The sequence below is a fragment of the Reyranella sp. genome (assembly GCF_965249915.1).
GTDB lineage: Bacteria > Pseudomonadota > Alphaproteobacteria > Reyranellales > Reyranellaceae > Reyranella.
The window spans coordinates 1973168-1995643 of sequence record NZ_OZ252257.1 but is presented as its reverse complement, the minus strand read 5'-3'; the positions used below and the strand labels follow the sequence as shown (position 1 = coordinate 1995643).

Genomic DNA, 22476 nt, shown 5'->3' with positions numbered 1-22476 from the left:
GTCCGCCGCCATCCCGAGACCCCGACCGAGGACCGATTCCGCATGCGCATGAGCCAGTACTTTCTGCCGACGATGAAGGAAACTCCGTCGGAAGCGCAGATCGTTTCGCATCGGCTGATGCTGCGCGCCGGCCTCGTGCGCCAGACCAGCGCCGGCATCTATGCCTGGCTGCCGCTCGGCCTGCGGGTCCTGCGCAACATCGAGCGGATCGTGCGCGAGGAGCAGGACCGGGCGGGGGCGCAGGAAGTGCTGATGCCGACCATCCAGTCGGCCGACCTGTGGCGCGAGAGCGGCCGCTACGAGGCCTACGGGGCGGAGATGCTGCGCATCAAGGATCGCCACGATCGCGAGATGCTGTACGGCCCGACCAACGAGGAAATGATCACCACGCTCTTTCGGGATGGCGTGAAGAGCTATCGCGACCTGCCGAAGAACCTCTATCATATTCAGTGGAAGTTCCGGGACGAGGTCCGTCCGCGCTTCGGCGTCATGCGCGGTCGCGAATTCCTGATGAAGGACAATTACTCCTTCGACATCGACAAGGCGGGCGCGGTCCATTCCTACAACCGGATGTTCGTGGCCTATCTGCGCACCTTCGCCCGCATGGGGCTGAAGGCGATCCCGATGCGCGCCGACACCGGCCCGATCGGCGGCGATCTCAGCCATGAGTTCATCATCCTGGCCGAGACCGGCGAGAGCGCCGTGTTCTGCCACAAGGGGCTGGTCGACAAGGATATCCTGAGCCGTACGATCGACTACTCGTCTGACCTGCAGGGCATCGTCAACGAGTGGACGTCGCTCTACGCGGCGACCGACGAGATGCACGACACGAAGGCGTTCGAGGCGCTGCCCGAGGGCGAACGTCTCGCCGCGCGCGGCATCGAGGTCGGGCACATCTTCTATTTCGGCACCAAGTACTCCAAGCCGATGAACGCCGTCGTCGCCGGACCCGGCGGGGAGCAGATCACGGTGGAGATGGGATCCTACGGCATCGGCGTCTCGCGCCTGGTGGGCGGCATCATCGAGGCGAGCCACGACGATGCCGGCATCGTCTGGCCCGACGAGGTGGCGCCCTTCAAGGTGGCGATCGTCAATCTGAAGCCGGATGACGGCGCGGTGGGCGGCGCCTGCCAGAAGCTCTACGAGGCGCTCACCGCCAAGGGCGTCGCGGTGCTGCACGACGATCGCGACATTCGGCCGGGCGGCAAGTTCGCCGACATGGACCTGATCGGCATCCCCTGGCAGGTCATCGTCGGCCCCAAGGGGCTGGCCGCGGGCAAGCTCGAGGTCAAGAACCGCAAGACAGGCGCCCGCGAGGAGCTGGCGCCCGAACAGGTTCTCGCGCGCTTCGCCTGAGCCGCGGACAGGCTCCGCCATGTCCTTCGCCGCCGAACGCCTGATCGCCTTCCGCTTCCTGCGTGCCCGCCGCGAGGAGGGCTTCATCTCGGTGATCGCCGGCTTCTCGCTGATCGGCATCACGCTGGGCGTCGGAACGCTGATCGTCGTGATGTCGGTGATGAACGGCTTTCGCGTCGAGATGCTGGCCCAGATGTCGAGCATCAGCGGCCAGCTGGGCGTGCAGTCCAATGGGGGCCCCCTCGAGCCCACGCCCGACTTTCTGAAGCGCCTGGCGGCGGTGCCGGGCGTGGAGTCCGCCACGCCGACGGCCGAGGGCCAGCTCATGGCGGTCGCCGGCGATCGCGTGCGCGGGATCGTGCTGCGCGGTATGCGGCCGGACGACATCCGCGATCGCGCGCCTCTGGCCTCGGCGATCGAGGGATCGCCGGAGAGCCGCGAACGCTATCGCGCGCTCTGCAAGGCCGACGACGACAAGCCGATCGACTGGGGAACCCTCAAGGGCTTCGGCGACGACTTTAACGTGGTGATCGGCCGCCGCCTGGCCGACCTCATGAACCTGAAGGTCGGTGACCGGCTCCAGCTCGTATCGCCGGTGTCGGTGGCGACGCCGCTCGGCGTCATGCCGCGCTCGGCCGCCGTCAAGGTCTCCGCGATCTTCTGCACCGGCATGTACGACTACGATTCGAACTTCGTGTACGCGCCGCTGCAGGACGCCCAGCACATGCTCAACCTCGGGCCCAACGTCACGGGCATCGAGGTGTTCGTGTCAGACAAGGCCTCGACCGCCGAGACACGCAGGCTGCTCATGCAGGCGGTGGGGACGCAGGGCTGGGTGTTCGACTGGTTCCAGGCCAATGCCGGCTTCTTTTCGGCGGTGGTCGCCCAGACCAACATGATCTTCCTCGTCCTGACGATGATCGTGCTGGTCGCGGCCTTCAACATCGTGTCGAGCCTGGTCATGCTGGTTCGGACCAAGACCGCCGACATCGCCATCCTGCGCACCATGGGCGCCAGCCGGGCGGCCATCATGCGGATCTTCCTGCTCGACGGGCTGTCGATCGGCGGGGCGGGGACGATTCTGGGCGTCGTGCTGGGGCTCACCTTCGCCCGCAACATCGAGGCGATCCGGCAGTGGCTGCAGCGGACCTTCGACATCGTCCTGTTCGACCAGACCCTCTACCTGCTGGCCGAACTGCCTTCGCGGATCGAATGGAGCGAGGTCGCGGGAATTGCGATCATGGCGCTGGTCTTCGCGTTGCTCGCCTCGATCTATCCGGCGGCCCGGGCGGCGCGCCTCGATCCGGTGGAGGGCCTGCGCCGTGAGTGACCGCGCGCCCGCCGTCGAACGCTGGCTCGCCTGGCGCTACCTCGCCACGCGCCAGCGCGAGGGGTTCGTCTCCTTCATCGCCATGTTCTCGCTGATCGGCGTGGCGCTGGGCGTCGGCACCCTCATCGCCGTGCTCTCGGTCATGGGCGGCTTTCGCGAGCAGCTGCTGGGCCGGATCATCGGCATGAACGGCCATGTCGTGATTGCCGCCCGCGGTGGGCTGCTGCAGGCCACGCCCGAACTGCTGGCCAGGCTGAAGGACGTTCCGGGTGTCGAGGCGGTACGTCTCACGCTGGAGCGCCAGGTCCTCGTCACCGGGCACGGCCAGACCCGGGGCGCCCAGCTGCGCGGCGTGCGGCGGGAGGATCTCCTGAACCGGGAGATCGTTTCCAGGAACATCATTTTCGGCGACCTCGCCGAGTTCGGCACCAAGCCTGGCCTGGTGATCGGCGAGCGGCTGCGCCAGCAGATGCAGGTTCGGGTGGGCGAGCCGCTGACGGTGGTGACCCACCAATTGAACGAGGGCGGCACGATCGCGCCGCGCTACAGCGACTACGAAATCCTCGCCACCTTCATGAGCCGCCGCTACGAGTTCGACAGCACCCTGGTGTTCATCCCGCTGGCGGCGCTGCAGGAGGATCTCGAATACGGCAAGGAAACCGTGAGTTCGATCGACCTGTTCCTGAAGGATCCGCAGTCCGCGCCGAGGGTGGCGCAGGAGCTGCGGCAGGCGCTCGGCCGCGACGATCTCCGCGTATCGCATTGGCTCGGCCTCAACGCCCGCTTCGTCGGCGCCCTGCAGGTCGAGCGGGTGATGATGTTCATCATCCTGACCTTGATCGTCGTGGTGGCCGCCATGAACGTGGTCGCGAGCTTCACCATGCTGGTGCGCGTGAAGCGCGGCAGCATCGCCATCCTGCGAACCATGGGCGCGGCGCCCGGGACGATCGTACGCGCCTTCTTCATGGCGGCGGCGGCGGTCGGCGTCGTCGGAACGGCGATCGGGGCGGCGCTGGGCCTGCTGCTTTGCGCCAACATGCCCACGATCGGCCGCGCACTCGCGAACGTGACCGGCGGCGCCGGTACCGCCGGAGCCGAGGTCGATTTCATCACCTCCATGCCGGTGCGCGTGGACCCGGTCGAGGTGGCGTTCATCATCGCCGTCGCGATCGTGCTTTCGCTCATCGCCGCGGCCTATCCGGCATGGCGGGCCACCCGGGTCGAACCGGTCGAAGGATTGCGACATGAGTGACACCGCCAAGCCGCTTGTCCTGCAGAACATCCGCCGCACCTTCGTGCAGGGCGACCGCCGCCTCGACGTATTGCGCGGCGTCTCGGTCGACCTGCATCCCGGAGAGATCGTGGCCATGGTCGGCCAGTCGGGCAGCGGCAAGTCCACCCTGCTGCACATCGCGGGCCTGCTCGAACGGCCCGACGAGGGCGAAGTGGTGGTCGACGGCAAGGCGACGGTCCGGATGGCCGACAAGGAGCGCACGGGCTTTCGGCGCAACTTCCTGGGCTTCGTCTATCAATACCACCACCTCCTGCCGGAGTTCTCGGCCGTCGAGAACGTCATGCTCCCGCAGATGCTGAACGGCGTCGCCCGCACGGCGGCGCGCAAGCGCGCGGCCGATCTCCTGGGCCTGGTCGGACTCGGTGACCGACTGGACCATCGGCCGGGACGCCTGTCGGGCGGCGAACAGCAGCGCGTGGCGATCGCCCGCGCCGTTGCCAACGCCCCGCGCGTGCTGCTGGCCGACGAGCCGACCGGCAATCTCGATTCCACGACGGCCGAGACGGTGTTCCAGCAATTGCTCGCGCTGGTGCGTGAAACCGGCATGGCGGCCCTGGTCGCCACCCACAATCCCGAACTGGCGGCCCGCATGGATCGCACGGTCCGCCTGAAAGATGGCGTGCTCGATGCCTGACAGTCCACAGGCCCCGGGGCGATGATGTTCCGTGGCAATCGCTGACTTCATCCATCTCAAGGTACGTTCCGCCTATTCGCTTACCGAAGGCGCGAACAAGGTCGACAAGATCGTCTCCCTGGCAAAGGAGGCGGAGATGGCGGCGGTTGCCGTCACCGACCGCAATAACCTGTTCGGCGCCCTCGAATTCTCCCAGTACGCCGCCAAGGGCGGCATTCAGCCGATCGTGGGCTGCGACCTCGGCATCCGGCGCGAGGAGGAGGGTGGCGTCGCCACGGCGAGCAAGCTGCCGACCGTCGACTGGCTGACCGTGCTGGTGCAGAGCGAGGAGGGTTATCTCAACCTAATGCGGTTGGTGAGCCGCGCCCATCTCGAATTCAAGGCGGGATCGGTGGCCGCTCTGCCCCTGGCGGAGCTCGAGGGGGCGACGGCGGGACTCATCGCGATCACGGGCAGCAACGGCAGCAGCGTGGGCCGGCTGCTGGCGGCCGGCCAGACGCCGGCCGCGGAGCATCTGCTCGACCGCCTGCAGGGGCTGTTCGGCGACTGCCTCTATATCGAACTGCAGCGCCATGGCGAGGAGGCGGAGCGCCGGACCGAGGAGCCGTTGATCGAGCTGGCCTATGCCCGCAACCTGCCGCTGGTCGCGACCAACGACGTGCACTTTCCCAAGAAGTCGATGTACGAGGCGCACGACGTGCTGCTCTGCATCGAGCAGGGCGCGCATATCGAGGACCCGAACCGCCGCCGTTTGACGCCGGAGCACTACTTCAAGTCCGCCGCCGAGATGCGCAGCCTGTTCTCGGACATTCCCGAAGCCTGCGACAACACGCTGGTGATCGCCCAGCGCTGCGCCTACATGCCGGCGCCTCGCAAGCCCATCCTGCCGCGCTACACCAAGCTCGAAGGTCGTACCGAGGGCGAGGCGCTGCGCGACCTTGCAAAGACCGGGCTCGACGAGCTCCGGGCGCTGGGCAGGCTGGCCGAAGGAATCGACTTCGCCCGCTATGGCGAGCGGCTAACCTACGAACTCGACATGATCGAGAAGATGGGGTTCGCCGGCTACTTCCTGATCGTGGCCGACTTCATCCAGTGGGCCAAGGACCATGGCGTGCCGGTGGGGCCGGGACGCGGCTCGGGTGCCGGCTCGCTGGTCGCCTGGTCGCTCAAGATCACCGATCTCGACCCGCTGCGCTGGGGGCTGCTGTTCGAGCGCTTCCTCAATCCCGAGCGCGTGTCGATGCCCGACTTCGACATCGACTTCTGCCAGGACAAGCGCGACCGAGTGATCCGCTACGTGCGCGACGAATACGGGCACGACCGAGTCGCGGCGATCATCACCTTCGGCAAGCTGCAGGCGCGCGCCGTGCTGCGCGACGTCGGCCGCGTGCTCGGCATGCCCTATGGCCAGGTCGACCGGATCTGCAAGCTGGTGCCCAACAATCCGGCCAATCCGGTGACCCTGGCCAAGGCGCTGGAGACCGAGGACCTGCTCAAGGAGCAGTACAACGCCGACGAAGAGATCAAGCGCCTGATCGATCTGGCGCTGCAGCTCGAAGGCCTGTTCCGCAACGCCTCGACCCACGCCGCCGGCGTCGTCATCGGCGACCGGCCGCTCGATCAGCTCGTACCGCTGTTCCGCGATACCGACGGCGTCGACTCGCTGCCGGCCACCCAGTTCAACATGAAGTGGGTCGAGACGGCCGGGCTGGTGAAGTTCGACTTCCTCGGCCTCAAGACGCTGACGGTCATCGAAAAGGCCTGGGATTTCATCGGCCGCGAGAACATCGATATCGCGAAGCTGCCGCTCGACGACCGCAAGACCTTCGAGCTGCTCTGCCGCGGCGACGGATCGGGCGTGTTCCAGCTCGAAGGCAACGGCATGCGCGACGTGCTGCGCAAGATGAAGCCCGACCGCTTCGAGGACATCATCGCCGTGGTGGCGCTCTACCGGCCGGGCCCGATGGAGAACATCCCGAGCTACATCAAGCGCAAGCACGGCGAGGAGGAGCCGGACTACCTGCATCCGCTGCTGGAAGGGATCCTGAAGGAAACCTACGGCATCATGATCTACCAGGAGCAGGTCATGCAGATTGCCCAGGTGCTGAGCGGCTATTCGCTGGGCGGCGCCGACCTGCTGCGCCGCGCCATGGGCAAGAAGATCCAGGCCGAGATGGATGCCCAGCGGGTGAGCTTCGTCGAGGGCGCCGAGAAGAACAACGTGAAGGCGGACAAGGCCTCGTCGATCTTCGACCAGGTCAACAAGTTCGCCGGCTACGGCTTCAACAAGTCCCACGCCGCCGCCTACGCGCTGGTCTGCTACCAGACCGCCTATCTCAAGGCCAACCATCCGGTCGAGTTCTTCGCCGCCACGATGACCCTCGACATGGGCAACGTGGAAAAGCTCAACGGCTATCGCCGCGACCTCGACAAGATCAACGTCGAGCTCCTGCCGCCCGACGTGAACAAGTCCACGGCCGAATTCACCGTCGAGCAGACCGCCGACGGCAAGAAGGCGATCCGCTACGCGCTGGCCGCCATCAAGGGGGTCGGCAAGGAGGCCATGAGCCGGCTCACCGAGGAGCGCGAGGCCAACGGCCCGTTCAAGGACCTGTTCGACTTCGCCGAGCGACTGGACTCGCGGGCGCTGAACAAGCGGCTGCTGGAAAGCCTCGTGAAGGCGGGGGCCTTCGACACGCTGAACAAGAACCGCGCCCAGACCTTCGCCGCCGTCGAGGCGCTGACCCGCCATTCGCAGGCGACGCACGAATCTCGCGGCAGCAACCAGAACAACCTGTTCGGCGACGACACCGCCCAGCGGCGCCCGCAGCTTGCCAAGGTGCCCGACTGGGCGCCGATGGAGCGCCTGCAGAACGAATTCGCGGCCATCGGCTTCTACCTGTCGTCGCACCCGCTGGCCGCCTACGAGCGCAGCCTGCAGCGGCTCGGCGTCTGTCGCGCGGCCGACCTGCAGACCCTGCTGGCCCGTGGCACGCCGGGCCGCATCAAGCTGGCCGGCACCGTCATCGACCGCATGGAACGCACCTCGGCGAAAGGCAACCGCTTTGCCTTCCTCCAGTGCTCCGACCAGTCCGGCGCCTTCGAGTGCGTGGTCTTCAGCGAGCTGCTGAACTCGAAGCGCAATCTCCTCGAGGCGGGGCAGGCGGTCCTGATCTCGGTCGACGGCCGCCTCGACGGCGAGCAGGTCAAGCTGACGGCGCAGACGGTCGAGAAACTCGACGACGCGGTTGCCAATTCGGCGGCGGGCCTGCGGATCGTGATCTCCGATCCCGTCGCGCTGGAGGCGCTGCGCAAGGCGCTGGAGGGCAAGCGGGGGCGCGGACGGGTCACGCTCGTCGTTCCCATGACGGACGATTCCGAAGCCGAGGTCACCTTGCCCGGCGCCTATTCGATCGCAGGCGGCCTGCGCGACACGATCGGCAGTCTGCCGGGCGTCGCGCAGGTGGAGGAGATTTGAGCCGGCAGCCCGGCCTCTTCGAAACCGGCGCGGCCGCAGCGCCCAGGCGGCGCGCTTCGGGGGCGGGCGATGTCCGGCCGGCTCGAGAGTCGCCGCTGCTTGAGGCGCCGGCGCTGCCCCTCGACATCCGCCTCGGCACATCCTCCTGGTTCTTCCCCGGTTGGCGCGGCCTGGTCTACGACGGCGTTCATCCCCAGGTGACGCTCAGCCGGAAGGGGCTGGAAGCCTATGGCCAGATCCCGCTGCTGCGGACCGTCAGCCTCGACCGGACCTTCTACGCGCCGATCTCGACCGTCGCTTACGCCCAGTATGCCAGCCAGGTGCCGGAGCATTTCAGCTTCGTGGTGAAGGCGCCCGCTCTCGTCTGCGATGCTGTGATGCGGGACGAGGAGGGCCGGGGCAGGGTTGCGAACCCGCACTTCCTCGATTCAGCCATCGCCACTCGCGAGTTCGTCCTGCCCTGCCTGGAGGGGCTGAAGGGCAAGGCGGGGCCGCTGGTGTTCCAGATCTCGCCGCTGCCGCGCGGTCTGGCCGAGGAGTCCCGGCTCCTGATCGACCGGCTGGAGGCGTTCTTCGGCGCCCTGCCGCGCCAACTGGCCGGGCAGACGCCTCTTTATGCGCTGGAACTGCGCAATCCCGAGCTTTTGACGCCCCGCCTGATGCGCATGCTGGGCAACGCCGGGGTGCGCTATTGTGTCGGCCTGCACGACCGGATGCCCGAGGTCGAACGCCAGGAGACGGCGCTCAAGGTGCTCGACGGGGAGGAGGCGGGCCCCCTTGTGGTGCGCTGGAACCTGCACCGCGGGTTCCTGTACCAGGCGGCCAAGCAGCGGTACGAACCGTTCGACCGGCTGGTCGACGAGGACGTCGAGACCCGCCGGGTTCTGGCCCGGATGGCCGCCGCCGCCTACAAGGCCCGCCGCAAGGTGTGGATAACGGCCAACAACAAGGCCGAGGGCAGCGCCCCTCTCTCCCTCCTCGAACTGGCGCGGGAGATCGCCAATGCGATCGGCTAAGGCCTTGATTTCATTGGCGCTTGCATTTTCGGCCTCAAACCCCTAGAAACGCGCCACTTCGCACGCGGGTTTGCGGTCGACGGGGAGACATCCCGCCGCTCGCTCCGGTGTTCCCATGTCGGGGACGACGCCCGCGGAGGCTCAACCGGAAAAGGAGAACGGCATGACCATGCCGACATTTACGATGCGCCAGCTGCTGGAAGCCGGCGTCCATTTCGGCCATCACACGCGCCGCTGGAACCCGAAGATGAAGCCGTACCTGTTCGGGGTGCGCAACGGGATCCATATCATCGATCTCACCAAGACGGTGCCGCTGCTGGAGCAGGCCCTTCGTCAGGTTCGCGACGTGGTCGCGAGCGGCGGCCGGGTGCTCTTCGTCGGCACCAAGCCGGCGGCAGCCGAACGCGTCGCCGACGCGGCCAAGCGCTGCGGCCAGTATTACGTGAACCACCGCTGGCTGGGCGGCATGATCACGAACTGGAACACGATCTCGGCGTCGATCAAGCGCCTGCGTGAGCTCGACGAGCGCCTGAAGGGCGACGTCGTCGGCCTCACCAAGAAGGAACAGCTCGATCTGACGCGCGAGCGCGACAAGCTCGAGCGTTCGCTGGGCGGCATCAAGGAAATGGGCGGCACGCCCGACCTGCTGTTCATCATCGACACCAACAAGGAGTCGATCGCGGTTCTGGAAGCCCGCAAGCGCGGCATTCCGATCGTCGCGATCGTCGACAGTAACTCCGATCCCGACGGCATCGACTTCCCGATCCCGGGCAATGACGATGCGATCCGCGCGGTGACGCTGTACTGCGACCTGCTCTCGGGCTCGGTGCTCGACGGCATCCGCGCCGAGATCGCCGCTACCGGCGGCGATGTGGGCGCGATGAGCGAGCTGCCGGCCGAGGAAATTCCCGTCGCCGAAGCCCCGGCGGCCGAGGCAGCACCGGCCGAGTAGCCCGGCCCCTCATCAACGAGAAGCAAACGGGGCCGGTCGGAAGACCGGCCCTTGTTGTACCAAACGGAGCAAGACATGGCTGAGATCACTGCATCGCTCGTCAAGGAACTGCGCGAGAAGACTGGCGCGGGCATGATGGATTGCAAGAAGGCGCTGGGCGAGACCGCGGGCGACGTCGAAAAGGCGGTCGACTGGCTGCGCACCAAGGGCCTGTCGGCGGCCTCGAAGAAGGCCGGCCGCGTTGCCGCCGAGGGCCTGGTCGGCGTTGCCGCCGACGGCACGCGTGGCGCCGTCGTCGAGGTCAATGCCGAGACCGACTTCGTCGGCCGCAACGACCAGTTCCAGAAGTTCGTCGCCGCGGCGACCAAGCTCGCGCTCGAGAATGGCGGCGACCTCGCCAAGGTCGCGGCGGCGCCGTTCCCCGGCACCGGCCGTGACGTGCAGGGCGAGCTCACCAACCTGATCGCCACGATCGGCGAGAACATGAGCCTGCGTCGTGCCGCCTCGCTGTCGGTGTCCGACGGCGTGGTCGTGGCCTACACCCACAACGCCGTCGCGCCGGACCTCGGCAAGATCGGCGTGCTGATCGCCCTCGAATCGACCGGCGACAAGGCCAAGCTCGGCGCGCTCGCCAAGCAGCTCGCCATGCATGTGGCCGCGACCAATCCGCAGTCGCTCACCGTTGCCGACCTCGACCAGGCGGCGATCGAGCGCGAGCGGGCGGTCCTCGCCGAGAAGGCCGGCCAGCAGGGCAAGACCCCCGAGATCGTCGCCAAGATGGTCGAGGGCGGCCTGCGCAAGTTCCACCAGGAAGTCGTCCTGCTCGAGCAGGCTTTCGTGATCGACGGCAAGACCAAGGTCTCCAAGGTCGTCGAGGAAGCCGCCAAGCTGGTCGGTGGGCCGGTCCGTCTCGTGGGCTTCCTGCGCTTCGCCCTGGGCGAGGGCATCGAGAAGAAGTCCGAAGACTTTGCAGCCGAGGTGGCTGCCCAGCTCAAGAAGTAGTATTGAACTCCACCGGCGCGCGGACCTGGTCCGCGCGCCCAAGACAAACGTAATCAGAGGCATCTGATGCCGTCGGGCCCCCAATATCGCCGCGTCCTTCTCAAGCTCTCTGGCGAGGGGCTCATGGGGAATCGAGAATACGGTCTCGATCCCGACATGGTCGGAATGGTCGCACAGGAAGTGAAGACCGTTCACGAGATGGGCGTTCAGGTCTGTCTGGTGATCGGCGGCGGCAACATCTTCCGCGGTGTATCGGGCGCGGCTTCGGGCATGGACCGGGCCAGCGGCGACTACATGGGCATGCTGGCGACCGTCATCAATTCGCTCGCCATGCAAAGCGCGCTCGAGCGGCAGGGCCTGCAGACGCGGGTCCAGTCGGCCATCCCGATGACCACCGTTTGCGAGCCCTATATCCGGCGCCGCGCCGTCCGCCACATGGAGAAGGGCCGCGTCGTGATTTTCGCGGCCGGCACCGGCAATCCCTTCTTCACGACGGATACGGCGGCGGCTCTGCGCGCGGCCGAAATGGGCGTCAATGCGCTGCTGAAGGGCACGCAGGTGGACGGGGTCTATTCCGCCGATCCCCTCAAGGACAAGAACGCCAAGCGTTACGACACGCTCACCTACCTGGAAGTGCTGGCCCGCGACCTGCAGGTCATGGATGCCTCCGCGATCTCGCTTGCCCGCGAGAACCGCATTCCCATCATCGTCTTCGACATCCACAAGCCGGGCGCGTTCGCATCGACGATGCGCGGCGAGGGGACCTTTACGATCATCAAGAACGAGGCATGAACATGTCTGCCGATCTCAACGAGCTCGAGAAGCGCATGCACGGCGCGATGGATGCGCTGAAGAAGGAATTTGGCGGCCTGCGGACGGGACGGGCCTCGGTCAATCTGCTGGATCCGGTGATGGTCGAAGCCTACGGCCAGCGCATGCCGCTGAACCAGGTCGGTACGGTGAGCGCGCCGGAGCCCCGACTGCTCACCGTCAGCGTGTGGGACAAGGGCCTGGTGACGCCGACTGCCAAGGCCATTCGTGAAGCAGGCCTCGGCCTCAACCCGTCTCCGGACGGCCAGATGATCCGCATCCCCATTCCCGAGCTGACGACGGAGCGCCGCAACGAACTGGCCAAGCTGGCGCACAAGTACGCCGAGCAGGGCAAGGTGGCCGTCCGCAACATCCGGCGCGACGGCATGGATGCGCTGAAGAAGGCCGAGAAGGATCACAAGATCTCGGAAGACGAGCACCGCCAGAAAGCCGACGAGGTCCAGAAACTGACCGACCGCTACGTCAAGCTGGTCGACGAGGCGCTGGTCCATAAGGAAAAAGAGATCAAGACGGTCTGATGCCCACTGCGCCGTTGCCCGCCAATCCCGACCCAGGGTCGGGACCTCAGCACGTCGCCATCATCATGGATGGCAACGGCCGGTGGGCGAAGGCGCGCGGACTGCCCCGCGTCGCAGGGCATCGACGCGGCGCCGACGCGGTGCGCCGTGTCGTGCGCGGTGCCGGCGAACTGGGCATTCCGGTCCTGACGCTGTTCGCCTTTTCGACCGAGAACTGGACGCGGCCGGCCGACGAAGTGGCCGATCTCATGGGCCTGCTGCGTCATTACCTGCGCAGCGAGCTCGAGGAGCTGCGCAAGAACGGCGCGCGGCTGCGGGTGATCGGCAACCGCGAGGGACTCGCGGCCGACATCGTGAAAGACATTTCCGAAGCCGAGAGCAAGACGGCGAGCAACACGCGGATCGACGTCAACATCTGCATCAACTACGGCTCCCGCGACGAGATCCTGCGGGCGACCCGCCGTCTGGCGCAGCGGGTCGCGGCGGGAGAGATCACCGCCGACGGCATCGACCAGCGGAGCTTCGAACGCGAGCTTCTGACGGCGGGGCTGCCGGACCCGGACCTCCTGATCCGGACCAGCGGCGAGCAGAGGATCAGCAATTTCCTGCTCTGGCAGTGTGCCTACTCGGAGCTGGTTTTCGTCGACACGCTGTGGCCGGACTTCGGCAAGGAACACCTGGAACGGGCCATCGTGGAGTTCCGTCGGCGTGAGCGGCGTTATGGCGGCATCGGAAAGTAGCGCCCCGGCACGCGGCGGTCGCTTCGCCGGCCTTTTGGTGCGGGCGCTCTCGGCCGTGGTTCTGGGGCCGTTGCTGCTCGCGGCGATCTGGTATGGCTACCCCTGGATCGATCTCGTGGCGGCGATCGCAGCGCCGGTCATGATCCTCGAATGGTCGCGCCTCACCCGCGGCGCTCCCGTCCTGCGCGTTCTGGCCTGGATCTATGGGCTCGCGGCACTCGTCGCACTGCTCTGGTTGCGCCATCAGCCGGTGTCCGGGCGTGAGACGATCCTGTGGGTCTTCGCCTGCATCTGGGCCACCGACATCGGCGCGTATTTCGTGGGACGCACCGCCGGCGGGGCCAAGCTCGCGCCGAGCATCAGTCCCGGCAAGACCTGGTCGGGCTTGGTGGGCGGCATGGCCTGGGCTGCCGTCGCCAGCGCCGCGATGGGCTATGCCTTCGGCCTGGGAGACACTTTGCATCTGGCCATCGCCGGCGCCGCGCTCGCGATCGTGGGGCAGGCGGGCGATCTGCTCGAATCGGCGGCCAAGCGGCGGGCCGGCGTCAAGGACAGTGGGCGCCTCATTCCCGGCCATGGCGGATTGCTCGACCGGATCGACGGATTGATGGCCGTCCTCGTCGCGGTGGGAATCGCCCGGCTGGTCGCCGGTGGCGCGTGGCCCTGGACATGACGAAATGGGTCGCGCCGTCGCCTGAAAATCCGCGCCGCATCACGATCCTGGGCTCGACCGGGTCGGTCGGCCAGAGCACGGTCGATCTCATTGCGCGCGATCCGGCAAGTTATCGGGTCGAAGCGCTGGTGGCCCGTCGTTCAGTGGAACTTCTGGCGGAGCAAGCCAGACGCCTGCGGGCCCGTCTCGCGGTCGTCGCCGACCCCGGTCAGTATCCCGCCCTCAAGGAAGCGCTGGCCGGCACCGCGATCGAGGTCGCGGCCGGCCCGGACGCCGTCGTGGAAGCGGCGTCGCGTCCGGCCGAATGGGTGATGGCCGCCGTGGTGGGCTTCGCGGGCCTTGCCCCGACCCTGGTGGCGGCCCGGCGCGGCGCCATGGTGGCGCTGGCAAACAAGGAAGCGCTCGTCTGTGCAGGAAGCCTGCTGATGGACGCGATCGAGCAGTCGGGCGGCGTCCTCCTGCCGGTCGATTCCGAGCACAACGCCATCTTCCAGGTGTTCGAGCCCGACCAGCATCGCGCGATCGACCGGCTCATCCTGACGGCGTCGGGCGGGCCGTTCCGCAACTGGTCGCTGGCCGACATGGCCGACGTGACGCCGGAGCAGGCCCTTGCGCATCCCAACTGGGACATGGGCGACAAGATCTCCATCGATTCGGCCACCATGATGAACAAGGGGCTCGAGCTGATCGAGGCCCATCTCCTGTTCGGGCTGCCGGAAAAGCAGGTCGACATCGTCGTGCATCCGCAGTCGGTCATCCACTCGATGGTCGCCTATAGCGACGGGTCGGTGCTGGCCCAGCTCGGGACGGCCGACATGCGCATCCCGATCAGCCACGCGCTCGGCTGGCCGTCGCGGATCGACGGGCCGGCGGCGAAGCTCGATTTCATGGGCATTCCGGCGCTGACCTTCGAGCGGCCCGATTCCGGCCGCTTTCCCGCTCTAAGGCTGGCGCGCGAAGCTCTGGTGACGGGCGGTTATGCCCCGATCGTTCTGAACGCGACGAACGAGGCGGCGGTGGCGGCTTTCCTGGCGCGCCGGATCGGCTTCCTCGACATCGCCCGGATCGTCGAGGACGTCATGGCAGGCTGGGACGGTCTCTCGGATGCCGTCGATGGCTTGCAGCAGGTTGAAGCTGCCGATCTCGAGGCGCGCAGGCTGGCTGAAGAGATCTGCCGGACCAGAGTGCGGAATGGTTGAAGTATCGTGAGATTTGAGGTCGAGTAGGGCATGCAGAGCATGGTCAGCCTGTTTACGACATATCTGCCGTACTTCGTCCTGGTGTTGACGCTGCTCGTCTTCGTTCACGAATACGGTCACTACTGGGTCGGACGTCGCTTCGGCATCCATGCCGAGGTGTTTTCGATCGGGTTCGGCCCCGAGATTTTCGGCTGGACCGATCGCAACGGCACCCGATGGAAGGTCTCGGCGATCCCGCTCGGCGGCTACGTCAAGTTCCTCGGGGACAGCGACGCCACCAGCGCCACGGCGAGCGACGAGCCACTGTCGCCCAGCGACCGGAAGCGGGCTTTTTTCAGTCAGCCGCTCTATGCCCGGGCAGCCGTCGTGCTGGGCGGTCCGGTGGCCAATCTCCTGTTTGCCTTCGTGCTGCTGACCGGCGTCTACTTCTTTGCCGGCGAGCCCTATACGCCGGCGACCGTTGCCGTGCAGGCCGATGGGCCGGCCGCCAAGGCCGGCCTGCGTTCGGGCGACGAAATCGTCCGTCTCGCCGACATGCGCGTCAATCGCTACGAGGATATCCAGGAAGCGCAATTCCTCTACTGGGCCAAGCCGATGGCGGTCGAATACCGTCGCGGCAACGAGCTCCTGCATGGCGAGATCCAGCCGCAATATTGCGAGCGCACCGATCGCTACAACAACACGCTGCGCTACGGCGACCTTGGACTGGATCAGTCCATTCGCCCCGTGGTCGGCGGGTTCACGGCGAACAGTCCGGCCGAGGCGGCCGGCCTCAAGGTCGGTGACCTTCTGGTGGCGATCGACGGCAAGCCCGTCGATTATTTCTCGCGTATCCCGGAATTGATCGGCAGCCGTGGCGGCCAGCCGGTAACGGTCAAGTACGAGCGTGACGGCCGGTTCGGGGAGACGACCGTCGTGCCGATCGTCGACAAGGCGGTCGATTGCGCCGGCAAGGAGCAGATCGTTGGACGCCTGCGCGTTCGTCCGGCGGCGACGACGGAACTTCGCGACCACGGCGTCATCGGCGCCATGGGAGCCGGGGTGCGCGCCGTCTGGGGGATGACCTCGATGTTCTACACATCGATGGGCCAGATCCTGACGGCGACCCGACCTGTGGATGAATTGGGCGGGCCGATCCGCATCGCCAAGGCCGCGGGTGAGGCGTCCTATGCGGGATGGGCGGGAATCCTCAATCTCGTCATCGCCCTGTCCGTGGTGCTGGGCATTTTCAACCTGCTGCCGGTGCCCATGCTCGATGGCGGCCATCTTGCGATGTATGCTTACGAAGCGTTGCGCGGTAAGCCGCTCAGCCTGCGGGCCCAGGAGGTTGGTTTAAAGCTCGGATTTGCACTCGTGATCGGCATGGCGCTGATCGCAACATTCAATGACATCAGGCTTTTGCTGCGCTGAGTTGATGCGTTGGCGCGACTTCGGAACGGGGGACAAAAGGGGTGGCTTAGTCCCCCTTGCCGGTCTAGAAAGCTGCGTTCACGTCTTTGACCATCGGCAGGTCTGACTGGCGCCGGGGGTAAGTTTGATCGTTCGTTGGGCCGTACTGGCCATTGCTGCAATCCTCGCTTTTACCGCGCCGGCACACGCACAGCGTGGTGCTGCGGCTGGTGGTACGATTGCCGGTATTCAAATCCAGGGTAATGTCCGCTCGGAGCCGGAGACGATCCGCTCGTACCTGCAGCTGAAGGTCGGCGAGCCGTTCGACACGGCAGCGGCCGACCGCTCGCTCAAGGCGCTTTTCGCGACGGGCTTGTTCTCCGACGTCGTGATCGAGATGCAGGGGTCGACCCTGGTCGTGAAGGTCACGGAAAACCCGATCATCAACCGCGTCGCGTTCGAGGGAAACAAGAAGGTCGACGACGACAAGCTGCGCGACGAAGTGCAGTCGAAGCCGCGGCAGGTCTTCACCCGCGCGCGTGTCCAGGCGGACGTCGATCGCCTCCTGACCATCTATCGCCGCAGCGGCCGCTACAATGCCTCGGTCGAGCCCAAGATCATCAGGCTCGAACAGGGACGCGTCGACGTGGTCTTCGAGATCAACGAGGGCGACGTCACGGGCGTGAAGCGCATCAGCTTCGTCGGCAACCAGGCCTTCGGCGACGGCACCCTGCGGGGCAAGATCCGGACCTCCGAGAGCGCGTGGTGGCGGTTCCTGTCGTCGGACGACCGGTTCGATCCCGACCGCCTGAACCTCGACCGCGAGCTTCTGCGCAAATTCTACCTCTCCGAAGGCTACGCGGACTTCCGCGTGGTCTCGTCCGTCGCCGAGCTTGCCCCCAATCGCGAAGGCTTCTTCATCACCTTCACGATCAGCGAAGGCGACCGCTACAAATTCGGCAAGGTCGACGTCACGAGCCGCTTCCAGGGCCTGAACGTCGATGTCCTCAAGTCCTTCCTGACCATCGCCGAAGGCGACTGGTACGACGCGGACGAGGTCGAAAAGTCGGTCTCGAACATCTCCGAGGCGGTGGGATCGCTGGGCTACGCGTTCGTGGACGTACGCCCCAACATCCGCCGCAACAGGGACAACAACACCGTCGACGTGACCTTCGACGTCCAGGAAGGTCCGCGCGTCTATGTCGAGCGCATCAATATTTCCGGCAACACGCGTACTCTAGACAAGGTGATCCGGCGCGAGTTCCGCCTGGCTGAGGGCGATGCCTTCAGCACCGCCAAGGTCCGCCGCAGCCAGCAGCGCCTGCGCAACCTCGGCTTCTTCGAGAAGGTCGACGTCGCGGCGGCGCCGGGCTCGGCGCCGGACAAGACCAATCTCGAGGTCCAGGTCGTCGAGCAGAGCACGGGCGAAATCTCGCTCGGCGCCGGCTATTCGACGACCGCCGGCATCGTCGGCGACATTTCGATCAAGGAACGCAACCTGCTCGGCAAGGGCCAGGAGGCGCGTCTGGGCCTCTCCATCGGCACGCTGAGCACCTCGGTCGATCTGGGCTTCACCGAGCCTTACTTCCTGGACCGCCAGCTTTCGGCCGGGTTCGATCTGTTCAGGACGTCGAACGATCGCCAGTCGGTCGCGAGTTACAGCGACCGCAGCCTGGGTTTTGCGTTGCGCGCCGGCTGGGCCTATTCGGAAGAAATCCGCCAGCTCGTCCGCTACACGCTGCGGCAGACCGATATCTACAACGTTCAGTACTGGGCCTCGCCCGTCATCCAGCAGAATGCCGGTACCCAAGTCGTCTCCGAACTGTCCGAGACGATCATCTGGGACACCCGCGACCAGCGCCTGAATGCGACCAAGGGGTTTATGGTCCGCAATTCGATTGCTGCCGCGGGCGCCATCGGTACGGAGCAGTATGTCCGCACAACGGCCGACGCGGTCTATTACAAGTCGCTGTTCGAGGACATCGTCGTTTCGGTCGGCGGGTCGGCGGGTCTCATCCTGCCGTTCGGTGGCTCCTACGTCCGCCTGAACAACCTGTTCTTCATCGGCGGCGACTCGCTGCGCGGCTTCGCCGTCGGCGGTATCGGCCCCCGCGATGCCAACACGACCGACGCCCTGGGCGGCCAGTTCTACTACACGGGTTCGACCGAGCTTTCCTATCCGCTGCCCATGGTTCCCAAGGAAGTCGGACTTATCGGCAAGGCGTTCGTGGACGTCGGATCGCTCTGGGGTGTCCAGGCGCAGAGCTACGGCCTGGCATCCGTGCTCACCAGCCAGCTGATGCGCGCGTCGACCGGCGTCGGCGTCCAATGGATGTCGCCCTTCGGCCCGATCCGCATCGACTATGCGATACCGCTTCAATATGAGTCGTGGGACAAGCAGCAGGCCGTGCGGTTCAGCTTCGGCACGCGGTTCTGAGCGGAGAGGCCACGGTCATGAACGCCCAAATCGAGAATTCCAGCCCCGCTGCAGCGACATCCGTCGACATCAAGCGGATTCTGGAGATGATTCCGCACCGTTATCCGATGCTCATGGTCGATCGGGTGATCGACATGCAGCTCGACCAGAGCGCGGTCGGCATCAAGAACGTCACGATCAACGAGCCGTTCTTCCAGGGCCATTTCCCCTCCGAGCCGGTGATGCCGGGTGTGCTGGTCGTCGAGGCCATGGCGCAGACGGCCTGTGTTCTCGTGGTTTCGACGTTCGGGGCCCAGTCGGAAGGCAAGCTGGTCTATTTCATGTCGATCGACGGCGTGAGGTTCCGCCGTCCCGTGGTGCCGGGCGACCGTCTCGAGCTGCACGTCACGAAAGTGCAGAGCCGCGCCAACGTTTGGAAGTTTTCAGGCAAGGCGATCGTCGACGGCAAAGTGGCCGCGGAAGCGACCTTCGCCGCGATGATCCGCGACCGCTGAACCGAGAATGAGCAGGGAGGGGATAATGCCCGATACCCAGTCCAATTTCCGCATGCTGCACACGATGATCCGCGTCATGGATCTCGACAAGTCGCTGGCTTTCTACACCGGCCCGCTCGGCATGAAGCTGCTGCGCAAGCGCGACGTGCCGGATGGCAAGTACAGCCTGGCCTTCGTCGGCTACGGCGACGAGCCCGAACATTGCGTCGTCGAGCTGACCCACAACTGGGACCAGGCAAAGCCGTACGAACTCGGCACCGCGTTCGGCCACCTCGCGATCGGCGTGCCCGATGTCTACAAGCTGTGTGAGGACGTCACCAAGGCCGGCGGCAAGGTTACCCGGCCGGCCGGTCCCGTGAAGTTCGGGACGACTGTCATCGCCTTCGTCGAAGATCCCGACGGCTACAAGATCGAACTGATCGAGCGCAAGGGCTGAAAGGGCTGAGCGAAGCTCAGCCCGAGGAGCGACAGGACATTGCCTTTGGCAATGTCCGAGAGCGCCGAAGGAAGCTCCCCAGCGAAGCTCAAGAAAAAAGGCCCGCAGCGCGGGCCTTAAATCGTTGATAGACAGGTCGGCCCTAGAAGAACCGCCAGTTGGCGGCGACCAGCGCCAGCGCCGCACCGGCAAGACCGGCAATCAGCAGCCATGTCCGCACGCGAGGGCGGCGGAAATTGTCATTGGCAGGACGGCCCACCCGCACGACGCGCAGCTGGGCCATGGGTGTCTGATTGGCCGCCCAGGATGTTTCCCCCTGGCGCGGCCCGAACGATGATCTTGCCATGTGTCTCGCTTCCCTCCCGGACAGCGATTTCAGCCCCGCATGTGAAGCGGCTTGTAGGGGCGCTCGGTCTGCCCGTTGTAGAGCTGGCGGGGACGACCGATCTTCTGGTCCGGATCCTCGATCATCTCGTTCCACTGCGAAATCCAGCCGACCGTACGAGCCACCGCGAAGAGAACGGTGAACATGGAGGTCGGGATGCCGATCGCCCGGAAAATAATGCCCGAGTAGAAGTCGACGTTCGGATAGAGCTTCTTGGAGACGAAGTAGTCGTCCTTGAGGGCGATCTGCTCCATTTCCATGGCCAGCTCGAGCAGCGGGTCGTGGGTGATGCCCAGCGAGGTCAGGACCTCGTGGCAGGTCTGGCGCATGACCTTGGCGCGCGGATCGTAGTTCTTGTAGACGCGATGGCCGAAGCCCATGAGGCGGGTGTGGTCGGCCTTGTCCTTCACGCGGGACAGGAAGCCCGGGATGTTCTGCTTGCCGCCGATCTCGTGCAGCATGTTGATGACGGCTTCGTTGGCGCCGCCATGGCTCGGGCCCCACAACGAGGCGATGCCGGCGGCGATGCAGGCGAACGGGTTGGCGCCCGAGGAGCCGGCGAGGCGGACCGTCGAGGTCGAGGCGTTCTGCTCATGGTCGGCATGAAGCATGAGGATGCGGTCCATCGCCTTCTCGACGATCGGGTTGACCTCGTACTCCTCGGCCGGAACCGAGAACATCATGCGCAGGAAGTTGGCGGCGTAGGAGAGGTCGTTGCGCGGATAGACGAACGGCTGGCCCACCGAATACTTGTACGCCATTGCCGCGATGGTCGGCATCTTGGCGACCAGGCGATAGGAGGCGACCATCCGCTGGTGCGGATCATGGATGTCGAGCGAGTCGTGATAGAAGGCCGAGAGGGCGCCGACGACGCCGCAGCAGATCGCCATCGGATGGGCGTCGCGGCGGAAGCCGCGATAGAACTGGCTGAGCTGCTCGTGAACCATCGTGTGGTTCGTGATGTCTTTGACGAACTTGTCCTTCTGCGCCTTGTTCGGCAGATCGCCCTTCATCAGCAGATAGGCGACTTCCATGAAGTCGCTCTGCTCGGCGAGTTCGGCGATGTTGTAGCCGCGATGGAGCAGGATGCCTTCGTCGCCGTCGATATAGGTGATCTTCGAACCGCACGAACCGGTCGAGGTGAAGCCCGGATCGTAGGTGAACATGCCGGAGTCGCCGTAGAACTTGCGGATGTCGACCAGGCGCGGTCCGAGTGTACCGTGGATGATCGGCATCTCGTAGGTCTTGCCGGTTTCGTTGTCGGTCAGCGTCGCGGTCGATTTGGCCATCGGGTGAACTCTTTTCCAGGCTCGATTCAAGCAAGGCGCGTGCATCCCACAGGATGCCGTTCGCCGGTTCGGCGGCACCCTAACAAGCCCCTAAAGAAGGCGCAATTGAACAGCCGGGCCGCTATTTCGCGGGGCGTAGAAAACCCGCTATCCGGCCGTCGATCAGGGCCAGGGAGAGGCCGATCAGGATCATCCCGCCGAAGTGGCGCGGCGCCAGCCGTTCACCCAGGATCAGTACGCCGAGCAGGATCGCGGTAACCGGTATCAGGAACGTAACCAACAGCAGATTGGTCGCCCCGGCGACAGCAAGAATGCGGAAATACAGGACATATGCGAGGGCCGTCGAAAGCAGCGCGAGGCAAGCGAGCGCCGCCCCTGTCGTCGCACCGGGAGGGGCAGGGAGCAGCCAGGGCTGGTCGACGATCAGCATGATCGGCAGAATCAACATGGCACTCGCGGTGACCTGTCCGGCTGCCGCCTCGAGAGGCGCGACGCCCAACGTCGCGAAGCGCCGTCCGTAGACACCGGCGAATGCATAGGAGAGGGCGGCTCCCAGGCAGGCGATCTGGCCCGCCGCGCCGCGGCTGTCGACGATCGCCGTCGGTCCCATCAGCACCGCGACCCCAACCATGCCGATCAAGAGGGCGCCGAGCTTGAGGCCGCCGATGCGTTCGTCATGGGTGATGAAATGCGCGACCAGCAGGGTGAAGAGCGGCGTGGTTGCGTTGAGGATCGACGCGAGCCCGGATGCAATCTGCGTCTGGCCCCAGAAAATCAGGCCGAACGGAACGAGGTTGTTGAGGAGCCCCATCGCGGCGTAGCTGCCAAACGGCGCCCCGGCCCGAACCAGACTCCTGCCGGATGCGGCCAGCACGAGATTGAGGGCCACTGCGGCGAGCGCCACGCGGCAGAACACCACCGTGAGCGGCGCCAGTTCAGCCAGAGCGACCTTGGCGAAGAAGAACGAGCCGCCCCACAGGACGGACAGCGACAGCAACAAGATCCAGATACGCAGGCTCATGG

General features: G+C 65.9%; 20 protein-coding genes. 17 read left to right on the top strand and 3 right to left on the bottom strand.

Translation table 11 applies throughout. The features are described from left to right. The first annotated feature begins 42 nt into the window (after positions 1-42). From proS to gloA, 17 genes are all read left to right on the top strand, one after another. A complete protein-coding gene (gene proS / locus ACP15H_RS09985) occupies positions 43-1356 on the top strand; it encodes a proline--tRNA ligase (RefSeq protein WP_425066040.1) in 1314 nt (437 codons plus the stop codon). A 19-nt stretch (positions 1357-1375) separates the two neighbouring features. Further along, a complete protein-coding gene (locus ACP15H_RS09980; protein WP_425066039.1) occupies positions 1376-2686 on the top strand; it encodes a lipoprotein-releasing ABC transporter permease subunit in 1311 nt (436 codons plus the stop codon). Then, entirely contained in the window at positions 2679-3938 is a 1260-nt protein-coding gene (locus tag ACP15H_RS09975) for an ABC transporter permease (RefSeq protein WP_425066038.1), read from the top strand. The genes ACP15H_RS09980 and ACP15H_RS09975 overlap by 8 nt, the downstream gene beginning before the upstream one ends. Further along, complete coding sequence (locus ACP15H_RS09970) at positions 3931-4614, top strand: ABC transporter ATP-binding protein (protein WP_425066037.1); 684 nt, start codon at positions 3931-3933, stop codon at positions 4612-4614. The genes ACP15H_RS09975 and ACP15H_RS09970 overlap by 8 nt, the downstream gene beginning before the upstream one ends. A 31-nt stretch (positions 4615-4645) precedes the next feature. Continuing rightward, positions 4646-8092 (top strand): DNA polymerase III subunit alpha, encoded by a 3447-nt coding sequence (gene dnaE, locus ACP15H_RS09965; RefSeq protein WP_425066036.1) that lies wholly within the window; start codon positions 4646-4648, stop codon positions 8090-8092. Beyond that, positions 8089-9108: a DUF72 domain-containing protein gene (locus ACP15H_RS09960; RefSeq protein WP_425066035.1), complete on the top strand. Its 1020-nt coding sequence runs from the start codon at positions 8089-8091 to the stop codon at positions 9106-9108. Before dnaE ends, ACP15H_RS09960 begins: the two co-directional genes overlap by 4 nt. Before the next feature lie 163 nt (positions 9109-9271). Then, a complete protein-coding gene (rpsB, locus tag ACP15H_RS09955) occupies positions 9272-10060 on the top strand; it encodes a 30S ribosomal protein S2 (RefSeq protein WP_425066034.1) in 789 nt (262 codons plus the stop codon). Between the two features lie 75 nt (positions 10061-10135). Further along, positions 10136-11062 carry a translation elongation factor Ts gene (gene tsf / locus ACP15H_RS09950; protein WP_425066033.1) on the top strand — a complete coding sequence of 309 codons (927 nt, stop codon included), beginning with the start codon at positions 10136-10138 and terminating at the stop codon, positions 11060-11062. A gap of 66 nt (positions 11063-11128) precedes the next feature. Then, positions 11129-11854, top strand: coding sequence for a UMP kinase (gene pyrH, locus ACP15H_RS09945; protein WP_298308890.1), 726 nt, complete (start codon positions 11129-11131; stop codon positions 11852-11854). Then, positions 11851-12411, top strand: coding sequence for a ribosome recycling factor (gene frr / locus ACP15H_RS09940; RefSeq protein WP_425066032.1), 561 nt, complete (start codon positions 11851-11853; stop codon positions 12409-12411). The genes pyrH and frr overlap by 4 nt, the downstream gene beginning before the upstream one ends. Beyond that, entirely contained in the window at positions 12411-13151 is a 741-nt protein-coding gene (locus tag ACP15H_RS09935) for an isoprenyl transferase (protein WP_425066031.1), read from the top strand. The genes frr and ACP15H_RS09935 overlap by 1 nt, the downstream gene beginning before the upstream one ends. After that, the gene (locus tag ACP15H_RS09930; RefSeq protein ID WP_425066030.1) at positions 13120-13824 is read left to right on the top strand and encodes a phosphatidate cytidylyltransferase; all 705 of its coding nucleotides are present in this window, start codon (positions 13120-13122) and stop codon (positions 13822-13824) included. Before ACP15H_RS09935 ends, ACP15H_RS09930 begins: the two co-directional genes overlap by 32 nt. Next, positions 13821-15023: a 1-deoxy-D-xylulose-5-phosphate reductoisomerase gene (locus ACP15H_RS09925; protein WP_425066029.1), complete on the top strand. Its 1203-nt coding sequence runs from the start codon at positions 13821-13823 to the stop codon at positions 15021-15023. Before ACP15H_RS09930 ends, ACP15H_RS09925 begins: the two co-directional genes overlap by 4 nt. A gap of 30 nt (positions 15024-15053) precedes the next feature. Further along, positions 15054-16433: an RIP metalloprotease RseP gene (rseP, locus tag ACP15H_RS09920; RefSeq protein WP_425066028.1), complete on the top strand. Its 1380-nt coding sequence runs from the start codon at positions 15054-15056 to the stop codon at positions 16431-16433. 124 nt (positions 16434-16557) lie between these two features. Beyond that, the gene (gene bamA / locus ACP15H_RS09915; protein WP_425066027.1) at positions 16558-18849 is read left to right on the top strand and encodes an outer membrane protein assembly factor BamA; all 2292 of its coding nucleotides are present in this window, start codon (positions 16558-16560) and stop codon (positions 18847-18849) included. 17 nt (positions 18850-18866) lie between these two features. After that, on the top strand, positions 18867-19343 hold the full coding sequence (gene fabZ, locus ACP15H_RS09910; protein ID WP_425066026.1) for a 3-hydroxyacyl-ACP dehydratase FabZ: 477 nt from the start codon (positions 18867-18869) through the stop codon (positions 19341-19343). A 25-nt stretch (positions 19344-19368) separates the two neighbouring features. After that, positions 19369-19779, top strand: a complete 411-nt coding sequence (gloA, locus tag ACP15H_RS09905) for a lactoylglutathione lyase (protein WP_425066025.1) — start codon at positions 19369-19371, stop codon at positions 19777-19779. A 142-nt stretch (positions 19780-19921) separates the two neighbouring features. Here the strand turns inward: gloA and ACP15H_RS09900 are convergent, their stop codons facing one another. The 3 genes from ACP15H_RS09900 to ACP15H_RS09890 all read right to left on the bottom strand — a co-directional run bounded on the left by ACP15H_RS09900 (position 19922) and on the right by ACP15H_RS09890 (position 22474). Then, positions 19922-20125, bottom strand: coding sequence for a hypothetical protein (locus ACP15H_RS09900; RefSeq protein ID WP_425066024.1), 204 nt, complete (start codon positions 20123-20125; stop codon positions 19922-19924). 29 nt (positions 20126-20154) lie between these two features. Continuing rightward, positions 20155-21453, bottom strand: a complete 1299-nt coding sequence (locus ACP15H_RS09895) for a citrate synthase (protein WP_422013803.1) — start codon at positions 21451-21453, stop codon at positions 20155-20157. A gap of 121 nt (positions 21454-21574) precedes the next feature. Next, complete coding sequence (locus tag ACP15H_RS09890) at positions 21575-22474, bottom strand: DMT family transporter (RefSeq protein ID WP_425066023.1); 900 nt, start codon at positions 22472-22474, stop codon at positions 21575-21577. Between the last annotated feature and the right edge of the window lie 2 nt (positions 22475-22476).

Coding starts and splice junctions, on each gene's coding strand:
- ACP15H_RS09890 (WP_425066023.1), bottom strand. CDS start 22,474: ATGAGCCTGCGTATCTGGATCTTGTTGCTGTCGCTGTCCGTCCTGTGG.
- frr (WP_425066032.1), top strand. CDS start 11,851: ATGAACATGTCTGCCGATCTCAACGAGCTCGAGAAGCGCATGCACGGC.
- ACP15H_RS09900 (WP_425066024.1), bottom strand. CDS start 20,125: ATGGCAAGATCATCGTTCGGGCCGCGCCAGGGGGAAACATCCTGGGCG.
- rpsB (WP_425066034.1), top strand. CDS start 9,272: ATGACCATGCCGACATTTACGATGCGCCAGCTGCTGGAAGCCGGCGTC.
- ACP15H_RS09935 (WP_425066031.1), top strand. CDS start 12,411: ATGCCCACTGCGCCGTTGCCCGCCAATCCCGACCCAGGGTCGGGACCT.
- ACP15H_RS09980 (WP_425066039.1), top strand. CDS start 1,376: ATGTCCTTCGCCGCCGAACGCCTGATCGCCTTCCGCTTCCTGCGTGCC.
- pyrH (WP_298308890.1), top strand. CDS start 11,129: ATGCCGTCGGGCCCCCAATATCGCCGCGTCCTTCTCAAGCTCTCTGGC.
- ACP15H_RS09895 (WP_422013803.1), bottom strand. CDS start 21,453: ATGGCCAAATCGACCGCGACGCTGACCGACAACGAAACCGGCAAGACC.
- gloA (WP_425066025.1), top strand. CDS start 19,369: ATGCCCGATACCCAGTCCAATTTCCGCATGCTGCACACGATGATCCGC.
- rseP (WP_425066028.1), top strand. CDS start 15,054: ATGCAGAGCATGGTCAGCCTGTTTACGACATATCTGCCGTACTTCGTC.
- ACP15H_RS09970 (WP_425066037.1), top strand. CDS start 3,931: ATGAGTGACACCGCCAAGCCGCTTGTCCTGCAGAACATCCGCCGCACC.
- ACP15H_RS09925 (WP_425066029.1), top strand. CDS start 13,821: ATGACGAAATGGGTCGCGCCGTCGCCTGAAAATCCGCGCCGCATCACG.
- proS (WP_425066040.1), top strand. CDS start 43: ATGCGCATGAGCCAGTACTTTCTGCCGACGATGAAGGAAACTCCGTCG.
- fabZ (WP_425066026.1), top strand. CDS start 18,867: ATGAACGCCCAAATCGAGAATTCCAGCCCCGCTGCAGCGACATCCGTC.
- tsf (WP_425066033.1), top strand. CDS start 10,136: ATGGCTGAGATCACTGCATCGCTCGTCAAGGAACTGCGCGAGAAGACT.